Origin of the sequence: Haloarcula regularis (genome assembly GCF_029338315.1) — an archaeon.
Classification (GTDB): domain Archaea; phylum Halobacteriota; class Halobacteria; order Halobacteriales; family Haloarculaceae; genus Haloarcula; species Haloarcula regularis.
The window spans coordinates 1,736,999-1,762,310 of sequence record NZ_CP119794.1; the positions used below are offsets into that span (position 1 = coordinate 1,736,999).

At 64.8% G+C, this 25,312-nt stretch carries 19 protein-coding genes and 5 pseudogenes; 10 read left to right on the forward strand and 14 right to left on the reverse strand.

The window, feature by feature from the left end; genetic code table 11:
* The first annotated feature begins 49 nt into the window (after window positions 1–49).
* The 7 genes and pseudogenes from P1N55_RS09415 (at window position 50) to glmS (ending at window position 9,076) form a co-directional block, all read left to right on the forward strand.
* Window positions 50–2,095 carry a choice-of-anchor D domain-containing protein gene (locus tag P1N55_RS09415; RefSeq protein WP_276278638.1) on the forward strand — a complete coding sequence of 682 codons (2,046 nt, stop codon included), beginning with the start codon at window positions 50–52 and terminating at the stop codon, window positions 2,093–2,095.
* The gene (locus P1N55_RS09420) at window positions 2,092–3,777 is read left to right on the forward strand and encodes a PGF-pre-PGF domain-containing protein (protein WP_276278639.1); all 1,686 of its coding nucleotides are present in this window, start codon (window positions 2,092–2,094) and stop codon (window positions 3,775–3,777) included. The genes P1N55_RS09415 and P1N55_RS09420 overlap by 4 nt, the downstream gene beginning before the upstream one ends.
* A gap of 326 nt (window positions 3,778–4,103) precedes the next feature.
* Window positions 4,104–4,964, forward strand: a complete 861-nt coding sequence (locus P1N55_RS09425; protein WP_276278640.1) for a CheF family chemotaxis protein — start codon at window positions 4,104–4,106, stop codon at window positions 4,962–4,964.
* A gap of 126 nt (window positions 4,965–5,090) precedes the next feature.
* Window positions 5,091–5,243 (forward strand): hypothetical protein, encoded by a 153-nt coding sequence (locus P1N55_RS09430; protein WP_276278641.1) that lies wholly within the window; start codon window positions 5,091–5,093, stop codon window positions 5,241–5,243.
* Window positions 5,240–5,629: a type II toxin-antitoxin system VapC family toxin gene (locus P1N55_RS09435; RefSeq protein WP_276278642.1), complete on the forward strand. Its 390-nt coding sequence runs from the start codon at window positions 5,240–5,242 to the stop codon at window positions 5,627–5,629. The genes P1N55_RS09430 and P1N55_RS09435 overlap by 4 nt, the downstream gene beginning before the upstream one ends.
* Window positions 5,630–6,091: 462 nt before the next feature.
* Window positions 6,092–7,282: a bifunctional sugar-1-phosphate nucleotidylyltransferase/acetyltransferase gene (gene glmU / locus P1N55_RS09440; RefSeq protein WP_276278643.1), complete on the forward strand. Its 1,191-nt coding sequence runs from the start codon at window positions 6,092–6,094 to the stop codon at window positions 7,280–7,282.
* Window positions 7,282–9,076 (forward strand): annotated as a pseudogene (gene glmS, locus P1N55_RS09445) (glutamine--fructose-6-phosphate transaminase (isomerizing)). Before glmU ends, glmS begins: the two are co-directional and overlap by 1 nt.
* A gap of 49 nt (window positions 9,077–9,125) precedes the next feature.
* On the opposite strand, the gene P1N55_RS09450 reads toward glmS, so the two are convergent.
* Window positions 9,126–9,662 carry a dihydrofolate reductase family protein gene (locus P1N55_RS09450; RefSeq protein WP_276278644.1) on the reverse strand — a complete coding sequence of 179 codons (537 nt, stop codon included), beginning with the start codon at window positions 9,660–9,662 and terminating at the stop codon, window positions 9,126–9,128.
* Window positions 9,663–9,811: 149 nt separating this feature from the next.
* Here P1N55_RS09450 and P1N55_RS19725 point away from each other — a divergent pair.
* Window positions 9,812–10,809, forward strand: a pseudogene (locus tag P1N55_RS19725) (CapA family protein).
* Window positions 10,810–10,827: 18 nt separating this feature from the next.
* On the opposite strand, the gene P1N55_RS09465 reads toward P1N55_RS19725, so the two are convergent.
* A complete protein-coding gene (locus tag P1N55_RS09465; RefSeq protein ID WP_276278647.1) occupies window positions 10,828–11,010 on the reverse strand; it encodes a hypothetical protein in 183 nt (60 codons plus the stop codon).
* On the opposite strand from P1N55_RS09465, the gene rtcA reads away from it, so the two are divergent.
* Window positions 10,960–11,904 carry an RNA 3'-terminal phosphate cyclase gene (gene rtcA / locus P1N55_RS09470; protein ID WP_276278702.1) on the forward strand — a complete coding sequence of 315 codons (945 nt, stop codon included), beginning with the start codon at window positions 10,960–10,962 and terminating at the stop codon, window positions 11,902–11,904. The two genes, P1N55_RS09465 and rtcA, sit on opposite strands and share 51 nt — an antisense overlap.
* A 35-nt stretch (window positions 11,905–11,939) precedes the next feature.
* Here rtcA and P1N55_RS09475 read toward each other — a convergent pair whose 3' ends face one another.
* A complete protein-coding gene (locus P1N55_RS09475) occupies window positions 11,940–12,329 on the reverse strand; it encodes a CBS domain-containing protein (RefSeq protein ID WP_276278648.1) in 390 nt (129 codons plus the stop codon).
* A 149-nt stretch (window positions 12,330–12,478) separates the two neighbouring features.
* Between P1N55_RS09475 and P1N55_RS09480 the strand changes: the two genes are divergently transcribed.
* Window positions 12,479–12,925 carry an Hsp20/alpha crystallin family protein gene (locus P1N55_RS09480; protein ID WP_276278649.1) on the forward strand — a complete coding sequence of 149 codons (447 nt, stop codon included), beginning with the start codon at window positions 12,479–12,481 and terminating at the stop codon, window positions 12,923–12,925.
* A gap of 58 nt (window positions 12,926–12,983) precedes the next feature.
* On the opposite strand, the gene P1N55_RS09485 is transcribed toward P1N55_RS09480, so the two are convergent.
* From P1N55_RS09485 to P1N55_RS09535, 11 genes and pseudogenes are all read right to left on the reverse strand, one after another.
* Window positions 12,984–13,592 (reverse strand): hypothetical protein, encoded by a 609-nt coding sequence (locus P1N55_RS09485; RefSeq protein WP_276278650.1) that lies wholly within the window; start codon window positions 13,590–13,592, stop codon window positions 12,984–12,986.
* A 21-nt stretch (window positions 13,593–13,613) separates the two neighbouring features.
* On the reverse strand, window positions 13,614–14,393 hold the full coding sequence (locus P1N55_RS09490; RefSeq protein WP_276278651.1) for a DUF4330 family protein: 780 nt from the start codon (window positions 14,391–14,393) through the stop codon (window positions 13,614–13,616).
* Window positions 14,394–14,482: 89 nt separating this feature from the next.
* Window positions 14,483–15,895, reverse strand: a complete 1,413-nt coding sequence (locus P1N55_RS09495; protein WP_276275403.1) for a sugar transferase — start codon at window positions 15,893–15,895, stop codon at window positions 14,483–14,485.
* A 117-nt stretch (window positions 15,896–16,012) separates the two neighbouring features.
* Window positions 16,013–16,767, reverse strand: a pseudogene (gene aglF / locus P1N55_RS09500) (UTP--glucose-1-phosphate uridylyltransferase AglF).
* A 256-nt stretch (window positions 16,768–17,023) separates the two neighbouring features.
* Entirely contained in the window at window positions 17,024–18,010 is a 987-nt protein-coding gene (locus P1N55_RS09505) for an NAD-dependent epimerase/dehydratase family protein (protein ID WP_276275404.1), read from the reverse strand.
* Window positions 18,003–18,932, reverse strand: coding sequence for an NAD-dependent epimerase/dehydratase family protein (locus P1N55_RS09510; RefSeq protein ID WP_276275405.1), 930 nt, complete (start codon window positions 18,930–18,932; stop codon window positions 18,003–18,005). The genes P1N55_RS09505 and P1N55_RS09510 overlap by 8 nt, the downstream gene beginning before the upstream one ends.
* 3 nt (window positions 18,933–18,935) lie before the next feature.
* Window positions 18,936–20,108 carry an NAD-dependent epimerase/dehydratase family protein gene (locus tag P1N55_RS09515; RefSeq protein WP_276275406.1) on the reverse strand — a complete coding sequence of 391 codons (1,173 nt, stop codon included), beginning with the start codon at window positions 20,106–20,108 and terminating at the stop codon, window positions 18,936–18,938.
* A 180-nt stretch (window positions 20,109–20,288) separates the two neighbouring features.
* A pseudogene (locus P1N55_RS09520) lies at window positions 20,289–21,538 on the reverse strand (Glu/Leu/Phe/Val family dehydrogenase).
* A 123-nt stretch (window positions 21,539–21,661) separates the two neighbouring features.
* Window positions 21,662–21,964 (reverse strand): hypothetical protein, encoded by a 303-nt coding sequence (locus P1N55_RS09525; RefSeq protein ID WP_276275407.1) that lies wholly within the window; start codon window positions 21,962–21,964, stop codon window positions 21,662–21,664.
* Between the two features lie 46 nt (window positions 21,965–22,010).
* Window positions 22,011–22,154: a rubrerythrin-like domain-containing protein gene (locus tag P1N55_RS09530; protein ID WP_276275408.1), complete on the reverse strand. Its 144-nt coding sequence runs from the start codon at window positions 22,152–22,154 to the stop codon at window positions 22,011–22,013.
* Between the two features lie 112 nt (window positions 22,155–22,266).
* Window positions 22,267–25,145 (reverse strand): annotated as a pseudogene (locus P1N55_RS09535) (bacterio-opsin activator domain-containing protein).
* Between the last annotated feature and the right edge of the window lie 167 nt (window positions 25,146–25,312).

Sequence of the window (25,312 nt, forward strand, 5' to 3'; positions counted from 1 at the left end):
AACTGCAACTTCCGATCTAACGCTCGCCGCGGACTCCAGTGGAACGACCGTGGGGGCAAACACGGTACTCGAGGGGACCGCAGAGGGCGAAGCCGTCGACATTGACACCACGGAGCGTGACTTCGGCTTCGTCAACGTGAACGGTGGTACCGCAGAGCGGACGGTCACCGTCTCGAACACGGGACCGAGTGGAACGACACTGAGCATCTCGGACGTATCGCTGTCCGGACCGGGCTCAGGTGCCTACGAAGTCACCAGTCAGCCAACCAGCGTCGATGGTGGTCAGAGCGAGACGATCACCGTGGAATTCGACCCGAGTGCAACCGGTCGTAAGTCCGCAACGCTGGACGTTGCCACGAGTGACGGCACTGTGCACGTGCCACTCTCAGGGAGCGGCACTGGCCCGGACGCACAGTTCGAGACCGGGACGGTCGACTTCGGTGACGTCGTCTACGATCAGACGAGTCAGGAGAGCGTCCGCGTCACGAACGCTGGTGGTGTGCCGCTGTCGGTCTCCGACGTGAGCATCAGTGGGACGGACGCTGGACAGTTCAGTCTCGCAACCGATCCGGGCTCGTTCACGCTTGCCCCTGGCCAGTCGAAGAAACTCTCAGTTGCTGCCACGCCGTCGTCGACTGATGGACTGAGCGCATCGCTCGACCTGGCCACGAACGAGAGCGGTGGTTCGCCATCGGCCTCGCTCGAGGCAACCGGTATCAAACCAACAGTGAGTGAGAGTCCGGATGACGGGAGTACGCTCTCGTTCAGTGATACGCCGGTCGGGAGCGCCTCCCAGAAAACGGTGACTGTCACGAACACGGGGAGCGCACAGCTGGTCATCGGCGCCCCGTCGATTACCGGCGCCGATGCAAGCGTCTACAGTGTCGGAAAGGACGACGAGACGCGCCTCAGTGCTGACGAGTCCGAGACGTTCCTGATCAGCTTCAGTCCTGAGCAGGCAACGACCTACAGTGATGCGGAACTGACGTTCGGGAACATCAACTCACCCGACACGGATACGCTGACCTATTCACTCGACGGAACGGGAACGGAATCCAAAGCAACCCTCGGACAGCCGTCGACTGAGTTCGGACAGGTTCCGACCGGATCGTCGCAGTCGACGTCACTGACGCTCAGTAACGAGGGTGGCGACACGCTCGACGTCAGTAGTGTCTCGATCACCGGGACTGATTCGACGGCCTTCAGCGTGTCGGGAATCGACAGTTCGACCTCCATCTCGGACGGGAGCTCACAGTCGTTCACCGTCACGGCGACACCACAGCTCCGCGGGAGCAATGCCGCACTACTCGAGATCAAGACGGAAAGTGGTGATACCGTCACGTCGTCGCTGAGCGCGCTCGGGACCGAACCGGCGCTCGACGTCTCCAAGGGTTCGCTGACGTTCAGTGATACCCGACTCGGTGACTCGGCGACGAAGAGTGTCACGGTCACGAACACCGGCAACGTCCCACTCAGCGTGAGTGACCTGAGTCTGTCCGGGACTGATGCCGGCCAGTTCAGCCTCGCACAGAGTTCGCTGACCGTGCCCGCGAAGGCGACGCGGACTGTCGACGTGACGTACAGTCCGGCGACGGATCAGACTAGTGATGCGAAACAGCGCAATGGGCAGACTGCCAAACTGAGCATTACCACGAATGCGAGCGACAAGACCGTCTCAGTCACTGGGACGCCCGTGACGCCGGTGCTGAAAACGGGTGTCGACTCGCTCCAGTATGGGACTGTCGGAGTCGACGAGACCGTGACCCGGACGTTCACGATTCGGAACGATATCTCCGGCACGGCTGATCTGACAATCGAAAGCCTCGCCATTCGTGGCGCCGACGAGGGCGCGTACTCGATCCAAAGCAACCCAACCGGGAACACGCTCTCGGCGGGTGAGTCGCAGACGGTTACCGTCGAGTTCACCCCGCGGTCGACTGGGGCAAAGTTCGCCACGCTGAATCTGATTACCGACGACCCCGAGAGGACGCCCGGACGATCTTCCTCTCGAACAAGAAGACGGTCGTCAAGGTCAGCTACGGGAGTGTCACGCTCGATTACACCGATGCAGTGGTCGGTGCACAGCCGGAGATGAACGTCACGCGTGGCCGTGACGTGAACGCGAGTATCCGGAAGTACCAGTTCGTGACGTCTGGAGACACCTCGGCAGGAGACTTCCAGTCCAAGCTGGACGACAGTGAGACGTCGTTCAACAGCGGCGTGCGGTCGGAAAAAGCCGAGGTCTTCCGGTACATCGACGCGACCGAAACCTCCGATCAGTTCAAGAACGCCACGATGACGTTCGGCGTGAGCAAAGCCGCACTCGCGGCGGCAGACCAGAGCCGGAAGGACGTCGTGCTGTACCACTACGACAGCGACCAGAGCCGATACGAGGAACTCGAGACCACGCTCGTCGGCGAGACGAGGACGAAGTTCATCTTCGCCGCAACGGCGACTGAGTTCTCCGAGTTCGCGATCAGTGCGAAAAAGGGCCCGAGCTTCGACGTCAAGAATGCACGCCTGGATACCACCAGTATCGAGACGGGTGATTCCGTCGAGGCGGCAATCGATGTCACCAACATCGGCGGGACCACTGGCTCACAGACCATCAACCTCGATGTCGATGGGACTGAGCAAGCGTCGAAGACGCTGACGTTGAGTAGTGGTGAAACCAAGACCGTCAGATTCGAGCTCACGTTTACTAGCGCTGGAGACTACCAGATCGACATCGAGGATCTGAATGCAGGAACTGTGAGCGTCACGTCCAGTGGCGGTGACGGCGGTGGCGGTGGCGGCGGCGGGGTTGTCAGCAGTACTGGCACGTTGAAGAAAATCGCAACGATAACCACCCCCGGTGGCACGGCCACGGTGACTGTGCCTTCCGTTGCGGCCCAGCAATCCGTCGTGATGGACGTTATCGACCAGTCCAAGACGGAGAAAGGAGCATCTGTCAGCAAAGTCCAGTTCACGAGCCAGACGGATGCTCAGGACGTCAAACTGCGCGTTAGTCAGGCAGACAAGCCTGACGACACGACGCCGGAAGTCGACAGGACCCGGAACACCTTCCGTTACGTCAACGTCGACCTGCAGAACGTCGGCAACTCGGACACGACGCCGGGCCAGTTCACCTTCACGGTCTCGGAAGAACGCCGTAACGCGGTGGGTGCCGCTCCCGAGGACGTCGTGATGTACCGGTACGACGGGAACTCCTGGGACGCCATCGAAACGACGCACCTCGGTGGCGAGAAGTACCGTGCCGATACGCCCGGATTCTCCTGGTTCGCCATCGGGACGGCAGAGCCGGCCATCTCGGTGACCGACGCCTCGCTGGGCGCCACGTCCGTCCAGAGCGGTGATGCGACGGACGTCACGGCCCAGCTCCAGAACAACGGCGAGCGGTCGGGCGACATCACCCTCGAGTTGACCGTCGATGGCGATGTCGTCGAGAGCCGCACCGTCTCGGTCGATGCCGACTCCACGACGTCGGAGACGTTCTCGCTGACGCTGGATAGCACAGGCGAGTACGACATCGCGGTCAATGGCACGTCTGCCGGCACGCTCGCGGTGACCGAACAGACGTCGACGCCGGCTGACGGAGAGACGGAGACGGAGACGGACAGCCCTGCGACGGACACGCAGACAGAGACCGAAGGCCCAGGTCAAGGCGACGGCCAAGGACAGGGCCAGGGGCCCGGCATCCCGCTGATCGGCGTGGGAATCGTGGTGATCCTGGCCGTCATCGCAGCGCTCGCGTACACCTACCGCGACCGTCTGTGAACCACCTCGGGGTCAAGCCCCGAGGCACTCGCCTTGATTATCTGTAGACCTCGCTGACTGCTCGCATCGCTTTTCGCGGTAGTTGTTTCGGATATCCAAGCGGCCATCGGAGGGTTTCGGTAGCACTGGCCGAGAACAGACTGGCAAGGAATCGTCAGCCGACAGACCGGAGGACAGCCTCGGGACAGGCCGACCGGTGGCGGCGTTCGTAACCGACAACGAGATGCCGACGATGAAATCGTCCACGCCGTTCTCAGTTCCGACACTCCTGGCGGAACTTATATTCACCACTACCGACAACGACCAGTCGAGAGGCCGGTCACGGGATGAGCGACACGGAAAAGAAGATCGCCGACACGCAGGGCCAGTACTTACAGGCGGTCTCGCAGGGCCAGCACCTCACGGACGCCGAGTGGCAGAACTGCCGGCTCATCCTCACCACAGAGCGCATCGCGATGATCGCCGACGGCAAGCGCCAGGTCGCCCTGTCGGACATCGACCGCATCGTCGACCGGTTCGACGTCAACCAGCAGAGCGCCGGCGTCGCCGACTACGTCGGCTTCCACGTCGACGAGGACGTCATCCTCGTCTCGGCGGCCGACCACGCGGAGTTCGAGACGGACTTCTACCGAGCCAGTCTCGACGGCGAGATCATCCTCGTCCAGCACCCCGCCGTGAAAGGCGGCGTCGTCAAGAACGCCCCGTGGACGAAGGGGCGCCTCAAGATCACCGACGAGGCCGTGAAACTCGCGATGGCCGACGGCCAGGCCGTCGTCATCGACCGGGCCGACATCGGCGACCTCGACGTCGAGGACAAGGACGTCGAGGGCGCCGAGCGGACCGTCATCCAGGTCGAACACAGCGAGGAGGGTATCAGCGTCGAGACCCACCTCGCCGGCGAGGAGTTCCACGCCACGGTGCTCCAGACGATGCTCGAAGAGAGCGCCGAGAAGAACCGGGCCGACATCGACCTCTCGGCGACGGAACAGCGCGTCATCATGGCGCTGCACTCGGGCGTCTCGCCGTTCGACATCCCGAACTTCGTCGGCATCGACGTCGAACAGACCGAGGAGATATTCGACCGCCTCATCGAACTCGACGTCATCAGCGTGGTCCGCGAGCGGACCGAAGTGGACCTGACGACGAAGGGGCGGCGGGTCGCTGGCGAGCGGATGGGTGAGCAGTAGCGAGGGCCTGAGCGCAGCGAAGGGCCTCGAAGCGAGCGGTGAGCAACGGGAACCGCGAGCAGTAGCGAAGGGTGCAAAAGACGATTGACCAGCAGACTTTTCCAGATCGGTGGTTAATTTAGTTCTATGAGCCTTACTACGGATGATTTCAGGAATTTTCTAAACAAAGACCCAGAAGACGATGATAGCGTCTCGCTGGGTGATGCCCTCGCCGAATTGGCTGTCGACGTAGAGACTGACTCCGTTGAGGAAGTGCGTGACGTTCGTGAGCGGATATGAGGCTTCTTCTCGACACGAATATTCTCGTTGCGGCCGTGACACACGACACGAAACGCTCCGAAAGAGCCGTCGAGTTGCTTAATACCGCTGATGAGCCGTACGTGTCCGTTCTGAATCTGATGGAGTTACGGAGCGTGCTCAGCAAAAAGAAACAGTTCGAACGGGAGCGGATAGCGCAAATCGAATCTCGGATTACTTCACGAGCAACGGTGACATTTCCAGATGCATCCGACATGATTTCGGCCAATCAACTCCAGTCCGAAACTCTTCTCTATCCAATGGATGCACTCATCCTTGCAGCAGCGGACGCAGTCGACGCCACCCTCGTTTCCTTCGACACCGAATTAGTTGAACATGGCGCGGAACGCCCAGGGAACATTTTCTGAAAGCACAATGTCGGTAGTCCGGTCTACAGGCAGGTCGAGTGTTGATTCTCGACGACTCACTCCCAAATCCATCCGTGCATTCGAGTCGGTGGTTGGCAGTCGTAGTTTTCCAGCCCCGATGGTCCATAGATAGTCGCCATACAGAGGGCGCGCGAGGCAGATGCAATCGTCACGTTCGATGGCGTCATCGGTGACGCTGGCTACCAAACGGTCTGGGCGTAACGCCGCAGAGACCGAGCCCGCTCTGTCCAGTTCGTCTGACTGGAGAAGTAACCGCCTACCCCGCAAAACCAGCCCCTGCAGCGCGTGCTCGTCGGCGATTCGGGCAAACTGAAGCGATCCGGACGAACGTCCAGTCAGGGTGGGATATCGTAACACGGTATACGAACGATCACCATACATGTCGGCCAGAAACACTGTTAAGGCCGGCATATTGAAACCCCTTCTCCCACATGTTGGAGTATGCAGATCGACACCGCGGTCGTCCTCGCAGCTGGGGAAGGGACCCGGTTGCGCCCGCTGACGCGCAATCGGCCCAAGCCGATGTTGCCGGCGGCTAACCGCCCGATTCTCGAACACGTCTTCGACGCGCTCGTCGAGGCGGGCATCGAGCGGCTGGTGGCCGTCGTCGGCTTCAAGCGCGACCGGGTCCAGGACCACTTCGGCTCGACGTACCGTGGCGTACCGATAACCTACGTCGTCCAGAAGAAACAGCTGGGCAGCGGCCACGCGCTCCTGCAGGCCCGCGAGGTCGTCAACGGGTCGCTGCTGGTGCTGAACGGCGACCGGCTCATCGACCCAGGGACCGTCGAGGCGGTGGCGAACTCCTTCGCCGAGACCGGCGAGACCAGCATCTCGGTGGTCGAGCGCCGGGACACCCACCGGTACGGCGCCGTCGAACTCCGTGGCAACGTCATCACCGAGTTCGTCGAGAAACCCCAGAGCGACGACTACCGGCTGATCAACGGCGGCGTCTACGCCTTCGCCGAGACCATCTTCGACGACATCGAGGCGACGCCGCGCGAGCACGGCGAGCTGGGCCTGACAGACACCATCGAGCGCCTGGTCGACCAGAACCGCGTCCGGGGCGTGGAGGTCGACGGGATGTGGGTCGACGCGACCTACCCCTGGGACCTGCTCTCGGTCGCCCGCGAGGTGCTAGCCCGCGGTCGCCTCGTCGAGCGCCGACGGGAGAACCGCATCTGGGTCGACGACTCCGCGACCGTCCACGAGCGCGCGGTGCTCCAGGGCCCCGTCGTCGTCGGCCCCGACTGCGAGGTCGGCCCCGGTGCTGTAATCGGCCCCAACACCGCGCTGGGGAGCAACGTCACCGTCGGCGCGAACGCCGTCGTCGAGCGCTCGGTGCTCGATGCCGACACGCGCGTCGACCCGGGGTCGACGCTCATCGACACCGTCACCGGCCAGGGCGTCGACCTCGGCGCGAGCACCGTCGTCCCCGGCGGCCCCGCCGACGTCCAGGTCGGGACCGAGGTGTTCGAGGACCAGCGCCTCGGCGCCGTCATCGCCGACCGGGTCAGCGCCCGCGGGAACGTGAGTCTCGACCCCGGCGCGCTCGTCGGCCCGAACGCCACGCTGCACGCCGGCGTAACCGTGAGTGGGAACGTCCGCGAGAACGCGGAGGTGGTCCGCTGATGTGTGGCATCATCGGCTGTGTCGGCCGCGAGGACGCGACGCTGGATACGCTCGTCCACGGCCTCTCGAAACTCGAATACCGGGGCTACGACTCCGCCGGCGTCGCGATCACGAGCGCGGACGCCCCCGTCGACATCTGCCGGACCGCCGGCAAGATCGACGACCTCCGCGAGTCCCTGGAGGCCGTCTCGCTGTCGGGGACCGTCGGCGTCGGCCACACCCGCTGGAGCACGCACGGGCCGCCGACCGACGAGAACGCCCACCCACACCAGGATTGCCGCGGCGACGTCGCGGTCGTCCACAACGGCATCATCGAGAACTACCAGTCGCTCCGTGACCGCCTCGTCGCGGCCGGCCACACGTTCACCTCCGACACCGACACCGAAGTCATCCCCCACCTCGTCGAGGACGCCCTCGACGACGGAGCCGACCCCGAGGCCGCGGTCCGCGAGGCCGTCGCCCAGCTCGAGGGGAGTTACGCCGTCGCCGTCGTCGTCGCGGGGACGGAAGCGGTGTTCACCGCCCGCCACGACTCGCCGCTCGTCCTCGGCCTGGACGGGGACGCGACCTACCTGGGGAGCGACGTCCCCGCCTTCCGCGATTTCACCGATCAGGTCGTCTACCTGGCCGACGGCGAGTTCGCCCGCCTCGACACCGACGGCTGGGTCGTCACCGACAGCGACGGGGACCCCGTCGAGAAAGAGGTTAACACCGTCGAGTGGGACGCCGAGGAGACCGGCAAGAGCGGCTACGACCACTTCATGCTCAAGGAGATTCACGAGCAACCGCGCGCCCTGCGCCAGTGTCTGCGCGGCCGCGTCGACGAGATGGCCGCCAGCGTCGACATCGGCGATCTGGGCGACCTCTCGCCGACGGGCATCCAGTTCGTCGCCTGTGGCACCTCGTATCACGCCGCGCTCCACGGCGCGCAGCTGTTCAGAGAGAGCGGCATCCCCGCCCAGGCGTTCCTCGCCAGCGAGTACGCCACGGCGCCCGCCCATCGGCGACGCGCTCGTCGTCGGCGTCACCCAGAGCGGCGAGACGGCCGACACCCTCTCGGCGCTCCGGGAGGCCCGTCGCCGGGGGGCGCGGACGATGGCCGTCACGAACGTCGTCGGGTCGACGGCCGCCCGCGAGTGCGACCACGCGTTCTACATCCGCGCCGGCCCCGAAATCGGCGTCGCCGCGACCAAGACCTTCGCCTCGCAACTGGCCGCGCTCAACCTGCTAGCGCTCGGGATGACCAGCTGTCCCGACGCTCGCGAGGTCATCGCGGCCCTGCGAGACCTGCCGAGCAACGTCCAGCAGGTCCTCGACGAGTCGGCCGCCGCCGAGGTGGCCGAACTCTACGAGGACGCGAACGCGTACTTCTTCATCGGCCGCGGCTACCAGCACCCCGTCGCACTCGAGGGGGCGCTAAAGATGAAGGAGATCACCTACAAGCACGCCGAAGGTTTCGCCGCCGGCGAGCTGAAACACGGCCCGCTCGCGCTCGTGACCCAGCACACGCCCGTCTTCGCCATCGTCACCGGCGACGACGAGCGCGCCCGCAAGACCGTGGGCAACGTCAAGGAGGTCGAGGCCCGCGACGCGCCGGTCGTGGCCATCTCCGACGGCCAGAGCGACGTGGACCGCTACGCCGACCACGTGCTCGAACTCCCCGAGACTCACCCGCGCGCGGCGGCCATCCTGGCGAACATCCACCTGCAGCTGGTGTCCTATCACGTCGCCGCTCGACTGGGCCGGAACATCGACAAGCCGCGCAACCTCGCGAAGAGCGTGACCGTCGAGTAGTCGGGGCGAGTCGGGTCTCGCGTCGTTCCCTCAGGTTCCGAGTGGTACCTCAGACCCCGACGTCGTATGTCAGTTCGACCATCCCATTCTCGTACGTCGTCGTCTCCTGGTGCTGGAGTAGCGTCTTTTCTCCGCCGTCGAAGAGTCGAATCCCGTCGCCCAGGAGCACCGGCGCCAGCGTCAGTCTGAGTCGGTCGATCTGCCCGAGCCTGAGGAACGTCTGGGCGAGCTGTGCACCGCCGACCAGCCAGACGTGGTCGTACCGGCGCGTGAGGTCGGCGGCGAGTTCGGCGAGGTCCCCCTCGACCAGTTCGACGGCGTCAGTCGCCAGCGGCAGGTCGCGGCTGGTGACGACGGAGGTCGGCCGGTCGTCGTAAGGCCAGTCACCGAAGTCCAGGACCTGCTCGTAGGTGGTCGCGCCCAACACGAGGCAGTCGACCGTCTCGTAGAACGCCTCGTACCCCCGGCTCACGTCGCTGTCGGCGTCGGGCTGGAAGTCATCGAGCCACGCGACGCCACCGTCCGGTGTCGCGATGTACCCGTCGACGCTGGTCGCGATGTAGAGGGTGAGTCGGCCATCGGGCATACCCGCTATGTCGCGCTCAGCACAGATACTGCGTTCGCTCGGGGCGACTGCCACCGGAGCTCGGCGTGGGCGCCGGGCAGCGGACGAGACTCACTACCTCTCGAATCGGGACCGCACGGTTTTGTCAGTGGAGGATAAATTGGGATAGCATGGCGCATCGACTCGGCCTGACCGGGGACGTGATGCTCGGCCGCCTCGTCGACGAGTACCAGCAGCGCCGGCCCGCGCCTGCGGTGTGGGGTGACCTCGAGGACCACTTGCGGGGACTCGACGGCCTGGTCGTCAATCTCGAGTGCTGTCTCTCGGCGCGGGGCCGGCAGTGGCGACGCACTGAGCGGGCGTTTCACTTCCGCGCCGAACCCGAGTGGGCGGTGCCGGCCCTCGAGGCGGCCGGCGTCGACGCCTGCGCGCTGGCGAACAACCACGTCCTCGACTACGAGGAGGAGGCACTGCTCGATACGCTCGGGCACCTCGACGAGGGGGGGGGATCGCCCACGCCGGAGCCGGCGAAAACCGCGAGGCGGCCTTCGAGCCGGCCGTCGTGGCGGTCGGCGACCTCGACGTGGCGGTCTGCTCGCTGACCGACAACACCCCGGAGTACGCCGCGGGCGCGGAATCGCCGGGGACGGCATACGTCGATATCGACATCGAAGACGCGAAGACACAGACTGCCGTCGAGGACACGCTCGCCCGCGCGATGGCTCACGACCCGGACCTCCTGGTTGCGTCCCTGCACTGGGGGCCGAACATGGTCGAGACGCCGCCACAATCGCATCGGGACTTCGCCCGCTGGCTTGTCGACCAGGGCGTCGACGTCGTCCACGGCCACAGCGCCCACGTCTTCCAGGGCATCGAGGTGTACCAGGGGCGGCCCATACTGTACGACACGGGCGATTTCGTCGACGATTACGCCGTCGACCCGCGCCTCCGGAACGACCGGAGTTTCCTCTTCGAGCTGGCCGTCGGTGAGGCCGGCACCCCGCTGGAACTTCGCTTGCTGCCGACCGAGATCGACGACTTCGCCGTCCACCGGGCGAGCGCCGAGGCCGCCGACTGGAGCCGCGAGCGCGTCCAAGACCTCTCGGACCCGTTCGGGACGACGTTCGAGCGCGAGGACGAGTCGCTCGTGGTCGGTCTGGAACCGTGACCCGCCGTACTCGTCACGTCACTGGCCGTTCAATGGCGACCCGACCAGCCAGCAGTCGGGGACGATGCGCACGATAGACGGTTCCGAGGGCGGCGGCCACTCCTCCGGACAGCCCTGAGTCTCTCGGTCGTCACCGACGCGCCGTTTCGCATCGAGAACGTCCGCGGGTCCCGGCCCGACCCTGGCCTCAAGCCACAGCACCTCGCGGCCGTGGAAGTCGTCGCCGACCTGTGTGGGGCAGCGGTCGACGGGGCCGACCTGGATTCGGACACGGTGACCTTCCGGCCCGGCGACGACCGTCGGTCGGCGGTGGCGACGGACATCGGCACCGCCGGCAGCGTGACGCTCCTGTTCGACACGGTCCTTCCAATCGCCGTCACCACCGACGAACCGCTGCTCCTGACCGTCTCGGGCGGGACCGACGTGAAGTGGTCACCGACGGTCGGCTACCACCGCTGGGTGAAACTCCCGCTGCTGTCCCGGTGGGGGCTTGAGGCCGACATCGACCTGCTCGCGACGGGGTTTTACCCTGCCGGCGGTGGTCGGGCGGTCCTGCGGACGACTCCCTCGACGCTCGCACCCATCGAACTCGACCGGCGCGGAGCCCTGGAGCGCGTCGACGTCTACTCGACGGCGGCTGCGGTCCTCGAAGACCGGAACGTCGCAGCCAGACAGGCGGCCCACGCGAAAGACGAGCTCGAGGAAGCGGGGTTCACAACCGAGGTGCAGCGCGTGGCCTACCCCGAGACGCGATCGCCGGGGTCGTCGCTCCTGCTTCGTGGGGTGTACGAGCATACGATGACGGGCGTCGACGCGCTCGGTGAGCGGGGCCGCACGTCGGAGGCAGTCGCGGAGGGAGCCGTCGAGCGGTTCGTCGCCCTTCACGAAACCGGCGCCCCGGTCGACGAGCACATGGCCGACCAGGTGATGGTGTTCCTCGCGCTGGCGGGCGGGCGCGTCCGTCTCCCGCGAGTGACCGACCACGTCAGGACGAACCTCGACCTGCTCGCCGCGTTCGGGGGCGATATAGCCCTTACCGAACACCAGGACGGGAGTGCGACACTGCGAGCATCGCCCCATCCAGCGATCGAGTGACTCGGAAGATGCCCCGAAGACATCGCGAACGCCTCTCAGGCGCTGAGCGACCGCGAGAGGTGCGCGGTCAGGTCCATCGTCGTGATGATGCCGACGACCTCGTCGCCCTCGACCACCGGGACGTGGTGGATACCGTGGTCGAGCATCTTCGCGGCCACCTCGCTGACCGGCCGGCTCTTCGTCGTCGTCACCACGTCGGTGTGCATAAACTCGCCGACGGTGGCGTCCGGCGACACTGCACCGTCCCGAATCATCTGGACGAAGTCTGTCGCCGTGAGGATGCCCGCCAGGCGATCCGCGTCGGCGACGATGACCGCGCCGACGTCCTGTTCGATGAGCCGCGCTGCCGCCTCTGTGACCGGCGTCCCCGACTCGACGGTCTCTATCGGCCGGGACATGAGCTGGTCGACGTACGTCTCTCGCATACCCGTACTATCAATCGGTTGAATAATAAGTCGTTCGCGCACGCCGGCGGCGAGGGGTGACAAATCAGGGTCCGGCAAGCCGGGACAGTCAGTGGAATCGATAGAACTTTCCTGTCAAATATCCAATCTCACTGGTGGAGGCCAAGACCATGAGTACACACAGCAACCCCTTCGAGGAACTCGAACGACTGTTCGAACGCATGAGCCGCCAGTTCGACGAGGCATCGCAATCGTGGGAGACAGAAGGTCCCCTCGCCAACTGGATGCCCGAGACCAAGTCGATGGCCATCGACCTCGTCGAACGCGACGAGGAGTTCGTCGCCACCGTCGACCTGCCAGGGTTCGAGCGCGACGAGATCAGCATCAACGTCACCGACCACACGCTCCGGATCGAGGCCGAACACAGCGAGGAGATGGACGAAGAGAGCGGCGACTTCCTCCGTCAGGAGCGACGCCACGCGACCACCAAGCGGTCGATCCGCCTGCCCGAGGAAGTCCAGGCCGAGGACGTCCACGCGAGGTTGTCCAACGGGGTCCTGACCGTTACGCTCCCGAAGCGTGAGGTCGAGCCCGCGCGGAGTATCGAGATCGAATAGACGGGCGTTCAGCTTTCGATTTATTCGGCCCCACCGACATCGGTCAGCGACGACTGTGTTACCGTGTTCGAGGCTGCCGTTCGCTCATTTCTGACTCCATCCCGTCGTCGTCAGCAGGAATTTCAGGCGGTGCCAGCAGCGCAACTGCGAGGGCGTACGCTCGCGTCTCGGTCAGTTCGGCCCACGAATACCGTACCTGGGTACCGACGACTGCGAGCAAGAGCACAGCGACACGGAGACTCAATTCGAGCGGCGTCACCGTCGCTGTTACCAGAGCGAGGAGCGTGCGCACCGCGAGTGCGACGACGAGCGCGAGACTGACGAACCGGATTGGCTGGGTCCTGAAATCCTGCGCCGTGGTACCGACGAGAGTCTGGATTCGCGAAGATTCCCAGGCTCGTCCCACAACAGGGACGAGTCTCTCGAGAACCGCGAGAAAGGGGCCGACAGTCACCGTCTCGCGCAGGTCGATGACGATGACGTCGGGTTCCGGTTCCGCGGTCAGCCACCGGAAGAGATACGACTCGCGAACGAAGTGGCCGAGTGTGTCGATACCGTGCCCGATGCTGGAGTAGTGATAACTCGCCTCGAGGCCCTCCTGGAATGAGCGAGCCAGGTCTGCGAGTTGCTTGACCGACGAGGCTTCGTAGATCTCCGTGGAATTCATCGGTTACGTATGATGTGGGGCCTACGTGCCGACCGACACATTCGTCGTTCCGACCGTGTAGACTTGTCCGTGAAGGGTGGTGGTTTCCGTCACGATAGTCACGTCGTTGTCCACCCGTAGCGCTCCGCCGGCGAACTGTGGCACCGGTTCCGCGTCCCAGGCCACGAGTTCGACGCCCACCAGTAACTGACGTCGGTGCTCTGTTCGCGAGCGTTCGGTCACCGTTTCGATCGTCGCGACGGTTTCGTCACCGATGGTGGCCTCCTGCCCGGGTTCGAGCGCACGGGCCGTCGCATCCGTCACGTTCGCACTGAGGACGACGGACACACGCGTGGTCGGGATGTCGGTAGCTGTTTGGTTCACCGCGAGGGCATGGGCAGAGACGCGGTAGGAACCCGTCGAGAGACTCGTATCATCGCCACCGTACAGTCGACCGTCAGTTCCCGATGGTGTGCCGTTGTACGCCACCCGAGTCAGGACGTGGGTCTGGCCGTCGGTCGTGAAACTCCGGTACACGTCGACGACCGTGAACGTCGTGTCCGCCCCTGGCGGCGTTACCGTATCGTCAGTGTCAAGGAGTGCCGCGTCGCTCGAGAGCGGCGCCGAGTACGACAAGGTCGCGTATCGCGTCGTTTCCGATTCGCTCGCTCCAGAGTTCCCGCCACTCGATTGAACCAGCGCCACTCCCGCGACGCCGACCGCAAGAACGAGCAAGACGACGAGGAGGTCGACGACGTTGACGAGTCCGAGGAGTTTCCCCTCGTCGTCGATGAGTCCTGCAGATTCCTCCGGATCGGTCATACGTCACTTCTTACACAGCCTATGTATTGGTCTTTCCATTCTGTACGAGCAATTGTCTGTCGAACCTCCCTCCGATGGCTCATTCGTCGTCAGACGTGGGAGACTATCGAAAGCACGTCGAGACCGACGCTGTAGATCTCTCTGATGACGATTTTCATGTCGAACCAGACGGACTGCCGGCGAATGTACTCGATGTCGTATCGAAGTTTCTCCTCCGGATTGTGGCCGGTAACGTCGTTGATCTGTGCGAGCCCGGTGAGGCCCGGTTTGACGAACCAGCGACTCCGCCACTCGTCGACGTCAGACTCGATGTCGGTGTCCAGTTCCGGACGCTCCGGCCGCGGGCCGACCACACTCATGTCGCCGACGAGTATCGACCAGAGCTGGGGGATCTCGTCGAGGTGGGTCCGGCGAAGGACGCTGCCGACAGCCGTGACCCGCGGGTCGGTTCCCCCGGCGTCTTCTTCGCTCAGTTTCACACCCGTGTCTGCCTCGGCGTCAGCCACCATGCTGCGGAACTTGTAGACGTCGAAGGTCTCCCCGAACTCCGCAGTTCGGCGCTGGCTGTAAAGAACCGGGCCGGAGGAGTCGAGTTTGATGCTGACTGCGATGACGAGAAGTAGCGGTGACAGGCCGATCAATCCGACAGCAGCGAAAACGACGTCAAAGATGCGTTTCGCCACGTAATCCTGCCAGTCCCACGGTTCGAGGTCCGTCTCGACGATATCACTGCCGGCGGCGTTCGTCACGAGGACGCTATCGGCGTGCCCTCGGTGGACTTTCGCCTGAACGCCGTGTTCGTAACAGGTCGCGATAGCGCCGAAGAACTCCTGTCGGTCGGGTCGCTGGAAGCCAAGCAGGACGGTGTCGACGTCGTACTCGACCAGAATTTCGGACAGTCGTGAGAGTCCACCGAGACGCGTGAGTCGTTCAGTGGAGTCCACGAGCACCCCACCATCCGGGAGTCTACTCTCGGTTACCTGAACACTGGGTGGGGCGACGAACCCGAGTATCGGCACCTCGGCTGCTTCGAACAGCTTTTCCATCGTTTCCGAATCGTCGCCAACCAGTATTGCACGTGAAGACGACTGTGGCCGCTGTCGGATGTAGACGAACCACAGCGGCAGTGCAAGTGTGAGGAGAACCGTCACCCCGATGAGCGTCGGCCGCGGTAACCGCGTCGACCAGTCGAAGTACCCGATCGTCGCCAACAGTGCCGCAGCCACCAGGACGCGCTTCTGTGCCAGCGAGATGACGTCGAGAATCCGGCGTGGACGCGGCTTGAACAGTGGCCACAGCGCACCGAGGACGATGACCAGTGTGGTGACGAGTTCGTCTCGGAGGCCCACAAGGCTCAGCGTCGTCGGTTCCAGTCGAGCAACGATCGGGAGCGAGGTCAGCACGGACTGGACGACTGCTGCATTCGCCACTGCAACGGCGGCTACGACAATCCCGCTTGCACCCAGGATAGCGATGAGTCGATACCGCCAACCGGTCCTCATTGTGGGAGTTGTGTTACCAACCGGATAAAAGAGTTCCGAGCCAGATCTCACGGACGAGGACGGGGCCCTTGCACGGCATGCCCGAACTTATCGAAGAAGGTAGTCTTCTATCACGGCTCACTCGCTCGCGGCGAGATTCTCGGCTGCCAGTTCGGGATTGATTTCGCCCTGCAACCGCTCCTCGGCTTCGTCGCGGTCCTCCGGATAGCCGATGTCGTTGCGCCAGCCGTTCATCCGAATCGCATCGATCGTGCGGCCGGAGTGGAGCAGGAGGTCGATGGCGTCCGAAATTTCGTACTCGCCGCGGTTCGACGGCTGCACCAGATGACAGGCGTGGAAGATCGCCGGCGTGAACGTGTAGAAGCCGGTCATCACGAGATTCGACGGCGGGTCCTCGGGCTTCTCGATGACCTCGGTTATCTCGCCGTACTTGTTGGTGTCACAGACGCCATAGCGGCTCGCCTCGTCCCAGGGCACCTCCTCGACGAGGAAGGCGGCGTCGGCCCGGTCTTCCTGCTGGCGGTTGACGACATCCTGGAGGTTCGCCTGGAAGATGTTGTCCCCGAGCATCAGCATGAAGTCGTCGTCGATGTGCTCCTCGCAGGTGATCAGCGCATGTGCCAGCCCGTTCTGCTCGCGCTGGTGGGTGTACGTGATGGGGACGCCCTCGAACTCGTCCTCGAAGTGGTTGATGATGGCCTGTTTCTTGTAGCCGACCACGACCAGGAGTTCGTCCGCGCCGAGGTCGATGAGCTGTTCGAAACAGTGAGCGAGGATGGGTTTCCGGCGACTTCGACCATCCCTTTCGGCTTGTCTTCGGTCAGTGGGCGAAGTCGCGTTCCCTCTCCAGCGGCGAGTACGACAGCCTTCATGCTCCCCTGTTGGTCCGCCGGGTGCTAAAACTCTTGTCGAAGTCTCAACGTGATATCGCAAGAGTGTATCAGAGTTCCGCTCGCCGAACCCCGACCATCGACCCTGATCGCCTCAGACCGCTATGCGCGGCCGACGGGGTGGGGGTGTTCACGGGATGCTGAGCAAGAGCAGAATATCGCCGAGACCGTGGCTGAGAGACTGGCCGCCGATAGCCGTTTCATCTCGGCGCGCTCGAGAACTAACGACGGGCCTCCGTCAACTGAGTTCGTCGTCGAGGACCGCCTCGATCGTCGACGTGACAGTCTGTTCGGGTTCCCAGCCGAGTCGGTCGTGCGCTCGAGTCGTATCCACCTCGAACGAGTCGACGAGCGTCTCCTCCCCCGCGCGCGGATTCTCGACCAGTTCGACGTCACAGTCCAAGTTGCGCTCGGCTGCGGCGTCTCGAACCATGTGAGCGACCGTGTGGACGCCGGGGTCTTCGTCGCTCGCGATCTCGTACTTCTCGGTGCCGGTGGAACCGGCTTCGAGCTGCTCCAACATGCGTTCCCCACTCCGGACGTACGCTCTGGCCACGTCTTTCACGTGGACGAAGTTCCGCGACTGCGTGCCCGGTTCGTAGACGGTCAGCGTCTCGCCGGCCAGCGCCCGGGAGAGGAAGAAGTTGATCACGGTCCCTTTCGAGATGCGGTCGCCGTCGATCTCGTGGTCGCCGTAGAGGTTCGAGATCATGAACTGGTGGGCGGGGAACGCACCGTCGGCGAAGTCCTCGATGGCGCGTTCGTTGAGCAGTTTGGTCCGCCCGTACCAGTTCATCGGATCGCGCGGGTGGTCGACGGTCAGCGGGAACTCCTGGGGGTCGCCGAGGACCGCCATCGAGAACGGGAATATCAGCCCGGCACCGGTCTTCCGGCAGAACCAGGCGACGTTCTCGGTCCCCTGGACGTTGACCTCGTAGGCGAGGTCACGTTGTTCGTCGCAGTCGTCTACGCCGGAGACGGCAGCGAGGTGCATGACGATGTCCGCGCCGGAGAGCGTTCGTTCCAGGCGGTCGCGGTTCCGGATGTCGACGTGCTCGACGTCGACGTCACCGATCGACCGAACCTGGCCGCGGTAGAAGTTGTCCAGCGCGGTCAGCTCCCACTCGGGGTACTGTTCCTGCAGGTCGTGGACGACGCGGCTGCCGATGTAGCCGGCCGCACCGGTCACTGCAACGTGTGGCGTCTCGATATCTCCGTTAGGCATTGGTGAACTCCGCTGCAAGGTCGCGGACGCCCTCGCGGAGCGTCCATTCGGTCTCGAAGCCGGTACTCGCGAGGCGGTCGAAGTTGACGTGATACGACGGGCCCGGATGCTCGTCTTCGAGATAGGTCACGTCGACGGGTGCCACCTCGTCGGCCACGATGTCAGCAATCTCCGCGACGCGGTAGTTGCCGTCCTCGGAGCCGACGTTGTACACCCACTCGTCCCACGTCTCGGGATGTAACACGGCGTCAGCGTACGCGCGTGCCGCGTCTCGTACATGGACGAACGGGCGCCAGTTCGAGCCGTCGCCGTAGACGGTCAGCGGCCGGCCAGTCAGCGCGCGGAAGACGAAGTAGTTGACCACGAGGTTGAACCGGACACCCGGCGAGTAGCCGTAGTTGGTCGCCATCCGCAGGGAGGTGCCGGTCATGTCGAACTCCTCGCAGTACTCGGAGAGGAGCGTCTCGGACTCGAGTTTCGACTCCGCGTAGGGGTTGATGGGGTCGGGGTCGACCGTCTCGTCGATGTCGGTGCTGGTCGCGCGGCCGTAGACGTTACACGAGGAGGCGAAGACGACGTGGTCGACGCCGAGTTTGCCCGCCGCGGTCAGGACGTTCTCGGTGCCGTCGTAGTTCACCGCGAAGGTCTCCTCGCGGCGGTCGTGGGTGCTCGCCGCGCCGGTGATAGCCGCGAGGTGGACGACGCGGTCGACGCCGCGCATCGCGCTCTCGACGTCGCCGTACTCGCGGACGTCGCCCCGGCGGAAGTCCAGGTCCTCGCCCAGGGTGCCCAGCAGGGCGCGTGGCGACCCCGAGTCGAGGCTGTCGAGGACGACCACGCGGTCGACGCGGTCGTCGTCGCGCAACAGGGGCAACAGCGCGCTGCCGATGTACCCACACGCCCCGGTGACCAGCACGTCCATCGGTCAGTCCTCGCTGAGCACGCCCGGGAGGAAGCGGTCCTCGTGGGCCTCGATGGTGTCGGCGTAGCGGGTCAGCGTCCCGAAGATGTCCCGCACGCCCTCCTCGAAGGTCTGGGACTGGCCGCCGATGAGGGCGGCGTAGCGGTCGTTCTCGATCTCCATCTTGTGGGTCTCGTCCTCGTCGCGGGGGTTCTCGAAGTGCTCGACGGCCACGTCGAGGTCGAACTCGTCGCCCACCTCGGCGATGGTCTCGGCGATTTCGACGATGCTGATGGCACGCGTGACCTGGTTGTAGACGGTCAGGCCCTCGGGCCGGTCGTCGGGATCGACGAGCGCGACCTGAGCCAGCCCCTCGACGGCGTCTTCGAGCGAAATGAACGGCTTTCGCTGCTCGCCCTTGCCGTAGACAGTCACGGGGTAGCCGGCGACGGCCTGCGCGGCGAAGCGGTGGCCGACAGTGCCGAAGTAGTAGTCGAAGTCGAAGCGGGTCTTGAGCGCGTCGTCCGCGCGGGTCTCCTCGGTCTCGGTCCCGTAGACGATGGCCGTCCGGACGTCCGAGACGGGGATGTCGAACTGCTTGTGCGCGAGGCGCATGTTGGCCGCGTCGTGCGATTTCGTGAGATGGTACCAGCTACCCGCCATCGCCGGGAACGGCACGTCGTCGCGCTCGCCCTGGTTCTCCATCGTCGCGCCGCCCTCGGGGATGGGGAACTCGGGCGCGCCGTACACGCCGGTCGTCGTCGTCTCGACGAAGTGCGTGTCGGTGAGGTCGTGCTCTTCTAAGCCCCACAGTAGGTTGCGCGTCGCCTGCAGGTTGTTGTGCTGGGTGTAGTTGGCCCGCTCGCCGTTGATCTGCGAGTACGGCGCGGAGGGCTGGGCGGCCGCGTGGACCACGACGTCGGGTTCGTGGACCGCGAGCAGCTCGTCGACGAAGGACTTCTCGACGAGGTCGCCCTCGACGAAGGAGAGGTTCGACAGGCCGTGGACCTCGCGGGCGGCCTCCAGGCGCTCGTCGATGCTGGCGACCGGCGTGGCGCTGGTCGCGCCGACCTCTTCGACCCACTCGCGGCGGGCGAAGTTGTCCACGAGAATTACTCTGTCGTCGGTCCGGTCCGCGATCCGCAGGGCCGCCGGCCAGCCGAGGTAGCCGTCGCCCCCAGTGACGAGGATCGTCATTAGTTACTCAGTTCGTGAGTAACTCCGATATGATAAATATCTTCTGTCCGTCGGCGTCTCGGACCGGGATGTTCGATGGACTGTTCGACGACACAGGGAACGTGGCTTGAGCGGTAATTATCGGCAGAATCGGCGGTGAGTTGGACGGCAAACGAGGTGTCGAGCGACCGAGCGGGGGGATTAGGGCCAGGTCCCGGTCTGGTCGCTGGCGTCGAGAACCCGTTCGAGCGCGACGACGTAGGCGGCGGTCCGGAGCGACGGCAGGGACCGATCCTCGTAGGCCTCGACGAGGTTCCAGAACTGCTCGACGATGGTCGCGTCGAGTTCCTCGTTGACGCGCTCTTCGGACCAGTAGAAGCGCTGGCGGTTCTGCACCCACTCGAAGTACGAGACGACGACGCCGCCGGCGTTGGCGAGGATGTCCGGGACGACGAGGACGTCGTCGTCGCTGAGAATCTCGTCGGCCGCGGGCGTGATGGGACCGTTCGCCGCCTCCGAGACGACGTCGGCCGAGATCTCGGGCCAGCGATTCGTCGATGGCGTTTTCGAGGGCGGCCGGGATCAACAGGTCGACGTCCAGGGTCAGCAGCTCGTCGTTGGTGAGTTCCGCCGCAGCGTCGGGGTAGCCGACGACGCTCCCAGTCTCGCGTTTGAACTCCTTGACCGCGACGGGGTCGAACGACTCCTCGTTGTAGATGGCACCGCTGGAGTCCGAGACGGCGACCACGTCGGCACCCATCTCGTAGATGAGCTTCGCCGCGATCCACCCGGCGTTGCCGTAGCCCTGGACGGCGACGGTCGCGCCTTCAAGGTCCTTGTCCAGGTAATCGAACGCCTCGCGCGCGGCGACGACCGTCGACCGGCCCGTCGCTTCGACGCGGCCCTCGCTGCCGCCACTGGAGAGGTCTTTCCCGGTTATCACGCCGGGTTCGGTCGTGTTCTCGATGGTCTCGTAGGTGTCCTTGATCCAGTTCATCTCGCGCTGGCCCGTGTTGACGTCGGGCGCGGGCACGTCGCGGTCGACGCCGATCATGGGCGTCAGTTCCTTCGCGAAGGCGCGCGTGATGCGCTCCATCTCGCTCTCGGAGTACTCGCTCGGGTCGATGACGATGCCGCCTTTCCCGCCGCCAAGGGATGTCGCTCGTGGCCGTCTTGTAGACCATCCACCCGGAGAGCGCCTTGACCTCGTCGCGGCTCACCTCCGGGTGATAGCGGATGCCGCCCTTGTACGGGCCGCGGTCGCCGTTGAACTGCGACCGGTACGCGCGAAAGACCTCGATGGAGCCGTCGTCCATCTCGACGGAAAGGTTCGTCTCCAGGATTCGCTCGGGATTTTTCAGCCGCTCGACGTGGCCGTCGGAGACGTCCAGGTACTCGGCCGCCTCGTCGATCTGTGTCCGCAGGCTCTGGTACGGATTGACGTCGGACATGTATCGACCAGTGAAATCGACGTACCAAAAGCTATCCATTCAGTCCGATATTTTATACGAAATTATCGTATAGTTGTGACTGAGTGAAGGGCTTACATCGCGTGATTTCTCGAATTTATTTCACTAGAGCACTATTTTTCTGTCAAACTCATTTACTATCAGGCCGCCCGGTTCCTCCGAGACGTGGACAGTGGTGTCCGTCTCGAGTGCCACGGCATCGTTGACGCAGTTCACCGCACTCGCTGGAACGTCGACGCGGTCGACGTCCGGGAGGAGACAGTCGCGTCGCTCCTCGCGTTCGAGGAGGACGTCCCCGCTGGGGAAGTGCCAGACGTGCGTGACGGCCCGGAACGCCGGCACGGACGTCGGATCCTCGATGTACCTGACGGGTCGCCGTGCCTCGAGGCGAGTCTGGACGTCCGTCATGGCTGGGCCGAAGTGTGCAGGGGTGGTGAGGGAGCGCCCGTCATCGTCACTCGAGTGGCGTCTGTCGATTCCGCATCTCGCCACCGCAGCTCGGGCAAGGATCGGGGTTGTCCTCTGCGACGACGACGGCACCGCACTCGAAACACTCGTACGGCGTTTCCTCGTCGGGGGTTTGCGTGACATCTCTCATGGTGCGTTCACGAGCGCCAGTCGCCGGCCGCGGCACTCACGTCGACCGAAGAACGGGACAGCTGAATACCCGGTAGTTGAGAGCCAAAGTACGCTTCGAGGTGGGGTGTTTACTATTGAACCCCGTGGCGCGTGGGGACCGAGACGTTCCGCTCCTCGAAGAGGGTCCTGAACAGCTTTCGCTGCACCGTCCGGACGTGCTGGTAGAAGGCGGGCGGGGAGATGTCGAGTATCGCCGCGACGTCCTCTCCGGTGCTCTCGCGTGGCGACTCGAAGAACCCGCTGTAGTAGGCCGTCTGTACGACCTCGAGTGGCGGTCGGTGAGCGCCGAGAGGAAGCGCTCGTAGACGTCGTGTTCGGCTGCCTGGTCGAGCGTCTGCTTGCTCTTGAGGGCGATCTCGGCGAAGGCCTCGTCCAGCAACCGCGTGACGGTCCTGACGTCGATGCTGTCCGGGACGTCGACGGTGAGCGTCGCCGAGGTCGAGTCGGCGGTCGCCTCCCGGACGACGGCCCCGTGATCGGCCAGTTCCAGTGCGAGGAACGGCCGCGCGAGCCCCAGACGGAGGACGCCACCGTTGCCCCCGTCGCTGATGCGTCGGACGTCGTCGACGTCGGCTAACTCCGTCGCAGCGGCTACCACAGTGTCTATGTCACCCTCCTCGACGGTGACGAACACGTACCTCCCGTCGGTGGTCTGCTGGACGCCGCCCTGGTAGGAGAGGGTGGTGCCGGTCGCCCGCGCCAGCCGTGAGAGGACGAACGTCTCGTCGTCGACGTCGAAGGCGATGCGTGTCGCCGACGTCGTGAGCAGCGCGTTCTTGCGCTCGATGGCGCTGAGGGCGGAGGCGATGGTCTCGCCCAGTTCGGCCAGGACGGCACGGGCAGTCTCGTCGAACGCGTCGCGGACGTCGGCGTAGACCGTCAGGACGCCGTGCGTGAGGTCGTTGTACTCAAGCGGGATGCTCAGCACCGACATGAAATCGCGGGTGAGGGCGTCAGCGCGCCACGCGTCGTCCCGGAGATCGGTCGCGACGTTCGACACCATCGTCACTTCGCCGGTCGCCGCGGTCCGGCCGGCCGGTTCGGTGCCGTCGGCGTCGACGTCGAACGCCTGGCTCTCGAGATACCCCTGCTCGTCGCCCGCCCACGCACGCGGTTCGAGCGTCTCCGTCGTCGAGTCGACGCTGCCGACCCAGACGAAGCTGAACCGCTCGTCGCTGGCCAGCAGGTCGCTGACCGCGTGGTCGATCTCGTCGCGAGAGTCCGCCTGGACGATGGCCCTGTCGATGGCACGGATCGTCTCGTTGATGCGGTTCAGCGTCGTGAGCTGTTCGTTTTGCTGCTGGAGCTGTCGGTCCTGTTCCCGGAGCTGTGACTCGCGCGAGACGCGGTCGAGCGCGGCCTCGGCGGTCGCCGCCAGCAGGTCGGCGAGCTCCCGGGTTACGTCGTCGAACGCGCCGACGTCGGCCGACCCGGCGACGAAGACGCCGTGGTCGCCCAGCGGGACGTAGCCCGCACTGCGGAGGTCCGTGGCGCGGTTGTCGAGTCGGTCGGCCTGGTGGACGTCGTCGAAGAACAGCGTGGTCCCCTCGATGAACCCGTAGCCCGGGAGCGTGTCGCCGTCGACGTGCAACCGCGGGAGCGGCCCGTGGAGGTTCCGCATCGCCGGTGAGCGGGTGACGGGCCGGAGTTCGTTGGCGTCGGCGTCGAACAGGTAGACCGCCGTCGCGTCGAGGTCGAGGACGCTCGGCGCGTCGTCGACGATGTGCTGGGCGATCTCGTCGTGCGTGCCCGCGTACAGGAACCCCCGGGCCAGCTCCTGAAGCGTCGCCAAGGCCTCCTCGCGCTGTTTCCGCTTCGTGATGTCACGGCAGCTGTAGAGGAGCTTCCCGCCCTGGATGTCGACCTCTCTGACGTTGACCAGGAGCGTGTGTTCCCGGCCGGCCTTGTCCGTCGCCGTGCATTCGATGTTCTTCAGGCTCCCCGTCTCGGCGAGTTCCTCGCGGTCGAAGAGGTCCTCCCCGAGGAGATCGCCGATTGTCTCCTTCTCGCGGATCTCGTCGGCCGTGTACCCGAAGATAAAGTGGACGTTCGGGCAAACGTAGGTGTATTCGCCGTCCTCGTCGGTGATGAGGACTGTGTCGGTCATGTTGTTGAGCGTTACCCGGTGGAGTTCCTCGGACTGGCGGAGGTCGCGCTCCAGCGAGACCCGCTCGGTGATGTCGACGCCCCTGATGACGATGGAGACGAGGTCGCCCTGTGCGTTCTCCACGGGACGTACGGAGAGGTCGATGACGCGCTCGAACTCGCTGCTCGACGGGGCGGAGATGATCGCGTTGCCTGAGGTCCCGTCGCGGGCGGCCGTGACGAGCTGGCGGATGTCGTTCCGCGTCGCCTCGGTGTGGGACCACCACGGCAGCGACCAGAACGACTCACCAAGAACGGCTTCGACGTCGACGTCGACCATCTCGAAGGCCCGCTCGTTCGCCCGCACGAGCGTCCCGTCCGGGTCGAGCACCCACGTCGCCGCCTGCGAATCGTGGAACACGGCGTCGAACTGCCGGGCTCGGTCGCGCTGGGTCGTCGCCTGTCGCGTCGAACGGAGCGCGGTTTCCACGCGGTCCAGGATCGTCTCGACCGCCTGGTCGACCGGGTCGTCGACCACGAGGTAGTCTGTGACGCCGGCCCCGATCGCCTCGCTCGCGATGGCTTCGTCGCCGTTCGCGGTCGCGAGGAGTACCGGCACCGTCGACTCGTCGGTACGGATGCGGTCGACGAGGTCAACGCCGGTCGCGCCGTCGAGCGCATACGCCGTGACGACACAGCCCACATGGCCAGTGTCGGTCGCCCCGATGGCCTCCTCCGCGGTCTCGGCCGTTCGGACCGTCGCATCCGTGCTTGATTCGATTCGTCCAGCGAGTTCGGCGAGCCACTCGGGGCTGCCAACGAGGAGGACGGTCGCAACCCCAGGTGGTGATGCAAGACCCGTCATCAGTCACGCGCAAGGAGCGTGAGAGTTCGGTACACTGCATCGCGTCGGGATTCGGACCGCATCTGGACGCTCACTGGCGCCTCGAGCGTGGAGGGCATCGGTGGTTGATAATCCAACCGCTCGCAAATATAGGTGTTTGGTAGTGAACCACCTTGTCGTTCGTACTG

Coding starts and splice junctions, on each gene's coding strand:
- P1N55_RS09420 (WP_276278639.1), top strand. CDS start 2,092: ATGAACGTCACGCGTGGCCGTGACGTGAACGCGAGTATCCGGAAGTAC.
- P1N55_RS09425 (WP_276278640.1), top strand. CDS start 4,104: ATGAGCGACACGGAAAAGAAGATCGCCGACACGCAGGGCCAGTACTTA.
- P1N55_RS09430 (WP_276278641.1), top strand. CDS start 5,091: ATGAGCCTTACTACGGATGATTTCAGGAATTTTCTAAACAAAGACCCA.
- P1N55_RS09435 (WP_276278642.1), top strand. CDS start 5,240: ATGAGGCTTCTTCTCGACACGAATATTCTCGTTGCGGCCGTGACACAC.
- glmU (WP_276278643.1), top strand. CDS start 6,092: ATGCAGATCGACACCGCGGTCGTCCTCGCAGCTGGGGAAGGGACCCGG.
- P1N55_RS09450 (WP_276278644.1), bottom strand. CDS start 9,662: ATGCCCGATGGCCGACTCACCCTCTACATCGCGACCAGCGTCGACGGG.
- P1N55_RS09475 (WP_276278648.1), bottom strand. CDS start 12,329: ATGCGAGAGACGTACGTCGACCAGCTCATGTCCCGGCCGATAGAGACC.
- P1N55_RS09480 (WP_276278649.1), top strand. CDS start 12,479: ATGAGTACACACAGCAACCCCTTCGAGGAACTCGAACGACTGTTCGAA.
- P1N55_RS09485 (WP_276278650.1), bottom strand. CDS start 13,592: ATGAATTCCACGGAGATCTACGAAGCCTCGTCGGTCAAGCAACTCGCA.
- P1N55_RS09490 (WP_276278651.1), bottom strand. CDS start 14,393: ATGACCGATCCGGAGGAATCTGCAGGACTCATCGACGACGAGGGGAAA.
- P1N55_RS09495 (WP_276275403.1), bottom strand. CDS start 15,895: ATGAGGACCGGTTGGCGGTATCGACTCATCGCTATCCTGGGTGCAAGC.
- P1N55_RS09505 (WP_276275404.1), bottom strand. CDS start 18,010: ATGCCTAACGGAGATATCGAGACGCCACACGTTGCAGTGACCGGTGCG.
- P1N55_RS09510 (WP_276275405.1), bottom strand. CDS start 18,932: ATGGACGTGCTGGTCACCGGGGCGTGTGGGTACATCGGCAGCGCGCTG.
- P1N55_RS09515 (WP_276275406.1), bottom strand. CDS start 20,108: ATGACGATCCTCGTCACTGGGGGCGACGGCTACCTCGGCTGGCCGGCG.
- P1N55_RS09525 (WP_276275407.1), bottom strand. CDS start 21,964: ATGACGGACGTCCAGACTCGCCTCGAGGCACGGCGACCCGTCAGGTAC.
- P1N55_RS09530 (WP_276275408.1), bottom strand. CDS start 22,154: ATGAGAGATGTCACGCAAACCCCCGACGAGGAAACGCCGTACGAGTGT.